A 6939-nucleotide genomic window follows, 5' to 3' on the forward strand; every position below is an offset into this window, starting at 1 on the left:
CTTTACACTCGGCAAAAACAATATCTCCATGATATCGGGGATTAACCGCTGCTTTCACTGACATCATTGGCATAGCTAACACCCCTACAATCGCTATTGCGATCAATATTTTCCATCTTCCTTTCATTTTCCTTCATCTTTTGACCCTCTCCGGTGAGGTTCCTTTATCATTCCGCCGGAGCCGTCATATAATAAATGCAAAAATACTTTAAATAAATTACGCATAGTTGTTTGTAGTTTTTTTTGAATTTTTAATTACAAGTGACAATATACTCAAGCTGGATTAGAAAGACAATATTGTTCTCTGAGAACAATTTATATACCACTTTTGGCATAGCTATAATTATTATGACAAAACATACTTCAGTATCATTACCAAAGGGGATGCATGATGCAATAAAAAGAATAATTGGAGAAAATCCTGAGATGGGATATACAAGTGTGGCTGAATTTTGCAAGGATATACTTAGGGATAAAATAGCAGAAGCGATGAAAAATAAATGACGGACGATGAGAAATCATACAGATAAAAATCAACGTGATTCTCAACGAAAAGCGTTTTTCATCTTCTGGTTTGAGAGTTCATTATTTTGATTCCGATATATCGAAATTATGTATGTCTAATAACTATAAATATATCCATCCCATTTTTATGGGCAATGCATGTACTTGTTACTGGTGGGAGCGGGTTCATCGGGCAGTATCTGGTGAAGGAACTGGTTGAGCATGGATATAAGGTTAAAATATTGACACGGCAATCACCACCGAAAATCAATGAGGCAAGCATAGTTCACGGTGATATAACAAAACCAGAAACTCTTATTCCTGCTCTTGAGGGCGTGGATGCCGTATTTCATAATGCAGCTTACGCAATGGACTGGGGTAAAAAAAGTGAAATTTACCGGATAAACGTTGAAGGAACTTTGAACATTGCTGAGGCATGCAGAAAAAAAGGAGTGGACAGGATTGTTTTTACAAGCTCTGCCGGGGTGTACGGATTTCCAAACAGCAGAGAGAAAATAACCGAAGGCAGTTCAAAAAAGCCATTGAATGCATACCAGAAGTCAAAGGTTGATGCGGAAATATCACTAAAAAAATATAAAAATCTGCATGTCTCAATCATTAGGCCTCCTTTGGTTTTGGGTGCAGGAGCAAAAGCAGCAGAAATTATTCTCTCAAGGCTGGAACAGAAAAAGATGGTATATATAGGAACTGAAAATAATCAAATTTCCATAGTTCACCCGATGGATGTTGCCCAGTGTTTACGATTGGCACTCGAGAAGGATGAAGAAGGCAATACCTATAACGTTGTTAGTTTTGTCTGCACTGTGAAAGAGTTATTCGAGGAAATTTCTGCCCAACTGGGTACAGACCCGCCGCGTGGGCGCATGCCCTTTTTCCTTGCTTATGCTGCCGCATTATTTGCAGAGCTATTTGCCCAAACGGAACCATCGCTCACCAGATTCAGGATAAAATCGCTTGGGACAACAAGAATAATAAGTTGTGAGAGGGCCAGAAGGATGCTGGGGTATACACCAAAATTTGATTTACAATCGACTGTGGAGGATATGGTATCAGGGCATAAGATGCATAATCAAATTTAAAATAAGAATGAAGTGATAAAGGGAAAAAGGAGGTTAAAGATTGAATACCTCCCTGAGAATATATTTCTTCCAAATATTTTTTCAAGTAACACTGCAAAAGTATTTTCATACGATTTTGGCATGCTGACCGACAATGGATCAGACCACTCACTTTCAGCACCATATTCATCTTTTGCCTTAACTCTAATATTATAATTCCCATCCTTGATCCACCAATTATAATATCGAATTGTTTCTCCTGATGGATATGGTCCAAGCCAACCGCTATCGGTTCCACCGCCCCAATCAAACCAGTAAGAGAGATTTTCACCATCTAAATCACTGCTACTGGTGCTGTATACATACAACCAGTTGATTCTCCCCTCAGATCTACCGATTGGTCTCTGTGGTTTTTCTGGTGGATGATTATCAACAATCCTTAATGTTTCATCTCCAACAAATTTCACTGCACTTGCTATAGTTGGATATTCCGCACAGGCGATATCAAATGCCTTTTTCACTCTAAAACCATCATTCATCCTCTTAAACATTTCCCCCTGCCAAGGTAATGAAACAGACCAACCCGAGTGACTACCCATACCCGTATATCCAATTGTTACTGTGTCTGTCATTTGTCCTTTTCTGAACTCATAAGATAATGTATCTGGGCCAGTCTCTGTCATACCATCGCAACTACCGATAAAAGCAAATTTTATTTGTTCTCTATTAGCCATATCCTCCCGAAGAATAGTCGAGTCATAATAGTAATACTCACTTCCATCAAAACTTGCCAAGAACGAATAACTCCCTCCATGTGCAATCTCATAGAAAAATGTAACATTTTTATTTCCAACATAAAAAGAAATTACATCCGTTGTTGGTGAGGCGAGACTTACTGTAGAATCACACCATACTTTAAACCACCTGTCAGCATTAATTCTCCAGCTCATCCAGCAGCCAGGTCCTACTTCTTTATCATAACCATTCAATGAAAAACCTTTTTCAGATGGTGTAGAAATCCCGTCGCCGATAATGTTTCCTTCAAAGTCGTATAACACTGTTGTACCATCAACTTGTCTTACCTCCAAACACACGGTAGGATAATCTTGGTTATTATAAAAGGTATAAAAATATCCTAAATCCTTTTCATCAACAAAGATAACCGGTTTCTTCCAGAAATAATCAATTGGTTCAAAATAATCTATATCAAAATCATCGAAAGAAAAAGTGATGTCTCTCCACTGCTTCTTGTATTCAACCACCTCACCACCAACACCATCGAGATGCAAAAGAATAGAGTCATTCTTAACTTCAAAACCATCTACCATATGCTTCCAGTACATGACATATCTATCACCAATTACCTTATCCACATCAAGAACTTTATCTTTGGTCATCTCTATATCGCTAATAACATCTTCATATCCATTTATATAAAAATCATGCCAATCATTAATTTTGCCATGCCCGTTATGCTCACTCAGCACAACAGAAACACCAGATACTGAAAGCAATATAACTACAAACAAACATAATACTATTTTAATCCCTGCTTTCCTCATTTTTTTCATACAAAATATATAATTGTTTACTGATATTTAAAAGATTATAATCATTATTCGGCATATATGGCAGGTCTTAGTGGCTCTGCCTTTGCCTTTTTGTTACCGGGATCGGGCACATCATCATCTGCAGAAAAAATTTCTACTTCTGCATTCAATTCTTTTCTTAGAAAGCCCTTTGCATTTTTTAAATAACCGGTTTCATCAACTCTCGCAAATTTGTTTCCTCTGCTCACATCCTTTATAATTTTCTGGGCAAACCTCGGTACATGCTTTGCATATGATTTGATGTCTTTATTACTCATCAATTCTTTCATTAATGTTCCCATGTCAAGTTTTTTATTTTCTGCAAGTTCTGTTGCTTTCTCTGCTACAGTCCATTTCCATGAAGGCGAGGTGTAAATAAAAATTTTTGAAGGTTTTATCTTTGTAACATCCAGTATTTCTTTGATATCTTCCACGGTTTTTATCAACAGCTGCTCGCTTCTCAATACTTCCTCATTTACTGGCTTTTCTTCGGGAAATAAATCTTCAGATACAAAACCTTCCTTGCCAAGATTTTCCCACATCTCTTCCGCAATGTGTGGCGTGAAGGGGCACATCATTTTTATCCAGTCCCCCATCAATTTTTTAACCACCCTGCTGTTTTTTCCTCCTCTTTCCATATACCATTGAAAGGTGTTATAAATATCAAAAAATATGATGTTTGCAGCCTTCCTTAATTCATAATTTTCCATCGCTCTTTTTATATCCCTAATTTTCTGGTTGAGCATTGCTTCCAGCCAGTCGTCTATGCTGCTTTCCTCCTCCTTTTGTATTCCGAGCAGATGGTCATGCATATTCCAGAGCTTGGCAAGTCTGCTCCTATAATTTTCTACCTTATTGTTGTCCCATTCTACGTCAACATACGGAGAGCCGATATGGGCATAATAGAGGCGCATTGCATCTATGCCATAGAGAGTGGCAGCATCTGGTATGGGTACTGCCCCTCCTTTTGATTTTGAAATTTTTTCTCCACTTTTCTGTATTATCCACCAGTTGACGAATATGCCTTTGGGCCAATGCTCTGCTTCCATGATTGCAACATGATTCATTATGAAGACAGGGAAATGAACGGTCTTATGCTCCTTTCCTCCGAGGTTTATATCTACGGGATACCAGTAAAGAAAGTCATCTCTGATTTCCTTCCACATCGAATTTTTTTCTTTTCCTCTGCCCAGAAAAACATAATCAAAGAATTCATTGTCCATGTCATCTGTCTTTAGCCTTCTCTCATTTACATATTTTGATATGACGTAGTATGCTGGGTAAAGTGCCGAATCGGAAATGGGCTCGATAATCCACTCCTTTTTGAACGGAAATTCTGTTCCAAGCCATGAGCCCTGCCGGATGCATGCCCTGTCTTTAAACCAATCCAAAACTTTTGGCAATTCCTGCTTATATTCTTCAGGATATATGTCCATGCTTGCAGCATGCTCTTTACTCATTCCGGTCAATTCTTCATCACTATAGCGGATAAACCACTGATCTGGCACAATTTTTATTATGACTTCGTTGCCGCATCGGCAGACAACACGCTTTGAAAATTCCCTCATAATGGATGCCTTCCCTTCCTCGATGAGCATATTCTTCACCGAATCTTTTATTTCAGAAATTTTTATGCCCGCATATTCTCCACAACTTTCATTTAACGTTCCTTTGTGAAATTCTTCCTTATATACTTCCTGTGTAGCTTTTTCCAATGCATCTTCTTCATTCTGATTCTTTATCCCCATTTTCTCTACAACTTCCTTTGCAGGAATGGTGTGTCCCCTAACAGAAATGATGACAATCGGCTCAATATCTGATTGCAAATCTTTTAATGCGATGTAGTCATACGGGGCATGGGCTGGAACGGACATGACAATACCCGTAGCCACGTTGGGATCGGCAAATGTAGCCGGTAAAATTGGGACTTTCCTTTCCACTACTGGAACGGTGCATTTCTTTCCGACGAGTTCTTTCCCGGAAACGGTTCCAATCGCCTCCACTTCCTTGTTCATCTGATTAGAAATTTTTTGGCTACCCTGCTCTGAGAGAATCCACTTTTCATTGCCCACCATGGTTATAACGTACTCTTCATCGGGATTAATCCACATGTTTGTAACCCCGAATATTGTTTCCGGGCGGAGCGTGGCAGCTGGTAAAATCATATCATCCATCTGGAATTTTATGACGGTAAACTCGAGAATTTCTGCATCTCCCCCTTCCGATATGTCTGTCTCCGACTTGTCCACCGCTACAGGCCCGCAATTCGGACAAAAAGGAGCGAAGTGGGGCTTCTGAATCAACAATCCTTTATCTTTTAATTTGTGAAACTGCCACTCTATGAATTTTTTGTAGCCCGGCGAAATAGTATCCATGAGTCGTGAATAGTCTATAAAAAATCCAAAGGGTTTCCAGTAATCTTCAACGTACACCTTACTGAAGTATCTCACAACCTCTTCCGGGTCGGAAAGTTTTTTTATTACATCATCAGGGCATCTGTTATCCCTCAAATATTTGAGCATACCAGACTCTTTCCTGGCCACTTTCTTCGCCAGGCTTACGGTGGGCAGCCCGGATGCATGAAAGCCAGCCGGGAAACAGACGCTATAGCCTGTCATTCTCTTGTATCTTGCGATAATATCTGCATAGGCAAACCCTCTCATGTGCCCGACATGGAGATATCCAGAAATGCCCGGATACGCAAAATGTATGAAGAATTTTTTTCCATCTTTTTTCGCCTTATAAAGCCCTGCCTTAAACCATCTTTCCTGCCATTTTTTTTCTATGGCCGTGAAGTCTACCATCAGGATGCTATAATGGAGTGATTTATATAAGAGTTGTGAATAAAAAGGGAGTTCTGTTAAGTTCGAGGTAAATTTCAGTTCTGTAACACAATGGTGATAAAAGAATAAGTATTTGTAGACGTTTTTAATTATAATTATATGCTTGTCTTTGTTCACGGGATGTTATCCAATGCTGATGTGTGGCATCCTGTTATTGATTATTTTAATGAGAGGGGTTTTTCATGTAAAGCAGTAAATTTAAAAGAAGGATTGGATTTGAGAAAAGTTCATTTTCAAGATTATGTAGATAAAGTAAAGGCAGTGGTAACAGAAAACGATATAGTTATAGGACATTCAATGGGCGGTTTGATTGTCCAGAAAGTAGCGGAGGAAGCCAGTATAAAGGGCGGTGTTGCTATATGCTCTGCAGCACCAAAGGGAGTGAAGTTTCATGGTGACATTGTGCTATCCTCTGCTAAATATGCACCAAAAGTTATCATGGGAAAGCCGTTTAAAGAAGATTATCCTTATGTTAGGAAATATATGTTGGTCGGGGTAGAAGAAGAAGAGGCGAAAAATATCTATGAAAAATTGGAGGAACAATCAGCAATTGTTACGCATGAACTGGGAAGGAACAAGATAGCGGTAGATGAAAAGAAAGTGAAATGTCCCCTTCTTTTCATTGCGACAAAGAAGGATAGAGTATGTTCCCCTGAATTGGTTAAAAGAATTGCAGAGAAATACAATGCAGAATACAGGTTGTATGATGGTTGCCATCATTTTTTTGTAATAAAAATTGGCGAGATATAGCTGAGGGAGTCCACAAATTTATAATGCAGTTACAAATAGGAATTTAAAGCGGAAGTTCCAAGGATTTTTCTGTTAACTTTTTGAATTCTATATCTAGTAATTGGCAATAAAAAACAGAGTCCACATATCCAAATGTGGTCACTAAAAATTTAGAAATACCGCAAGTTTTATTAG

Annotated in this window: 5 protein-coding genes; 3 read left to right on the plus strand and 2 right to left on the minus strand. The window is 38.7% G+C overall.

What is annotated here, in order from left to right:
* Positions 1-348: 348 nt before the first annotated feature.
* Together U9O96_04640 and U9O96_04645 are read left to right on the plus strand one after the other, a co-directional pair.
* Positions 349-504 carry a ribbon-helix-helix domain-containing protein gene (locus U9O96_04640; protein ID MEA2054387.1) on the plus strand — a complete coding sequence of 52 codons (156 nt, stop codon included), beginning with the start codon at positions 349-351 and terminating at the stop codon, positions 502-504.
* A gap of 155 nt (positions 505-659) precedes the next feature.
* The gene (locus U9O96_04645) at positions 660-1604 is read left to right on the plus strand and encodes an SDR family NAD(P)-dependent oxidoreductase (GenBank protein MEA2054388.1); all 945 of its coding nucleotides are present in this window, start codon (positions 660-662) and stop codon (positions 1602-1604) included.
* Here U9O96_04645 and U9O96_04650 read toward each other — a convergent pair.
* Both U9O96_04650 and leuS read right to left on the minus strand, forming a co-directional pair.
* Positions 1601-3154: a hypothetical protein gene (locus tag U9O96_04650; protein ID MEA2054389.1), complete on the minus strand. Its 1554-nt coding sequence runs from the start codon at positions 3152-3154 to the stop codon at positions 1601-1603. The genes U9O96_04645 and U9O96_04650 overlap by 4 nt on opposite strands.
* A gap of 44 nt (positions 3155-3198) precedes the next feature.
* Complete coding sequence (gene leuS, locus U9O96_04655) at positions 3199-5976, minus strand: leucine--tRNA ligase (GenBank protein ID MEA2054390.1); 2778 nt, start codon at positions 5974-5976, stop codon at positions 3199-3201.
* Positions 5977-6114: 138 nt separating this feature from the next.
* On the opposite strand from leuS, the gene U9O96_04660 reads away from it, so the two are divergent.
* A complete protein-coding gene (locus tag U9O96_04660; protein ID MEA2054391.1) occupies positions 6115-6765 on the plus strand; it encodes an alpha/beta hydrolase in 651 nt (216 codons plus the stop codon).
* Positions 6766-6939 lie beyond the last annotated feature (174 nt).

This window comes from Candidatus Thermoplasmatota archaeon, assembly GCA_034660695.1.
In the GTDB taxonomy this organism is placed as follows: Archaea; Thermoplasmatota; E2; order UBA202; family DSCA01; genus JAYEJS01.

Excerpts from the sequence above, each read along its gene's own strand:
- U9O96_04640 (MEA2054387.1), top strand. The coding sequence starts at position 349 with ATGACAAAACATACTTCAGTATCATTACCAAAGGGGATGCATGATGCA.
- U9O96_04645 (MEA2054388.1), top strand. The coding sequence starts at position 660 with ATGCATGTACTTGTTACTGGTGGGAGCGGGTTCATCGGGCAGTATCTG.
- U9O96_04650 (MEA2054389.1), bottom strand. The coding sequence starts at position 3,154 with ATGAAAAAAATGAGGAAAGCAGGGATTAAAATAGTATTATGTTTGTTT.
- leuS (MEA2054390.1), bottom strand. The coding sequence starts at position 5,976 with ATGGTAGACTTCACGGCCATAGAAAAAAAATGGCAGGAAAGATGGTTT.
- U9O96_04660 (MEA2054391.1), top strand. The coding sequence starts at position 6,115 with ATGCTTGTCTTTGTTCACGGGATGTTATCCAATGCTGATGTGTGGCAT.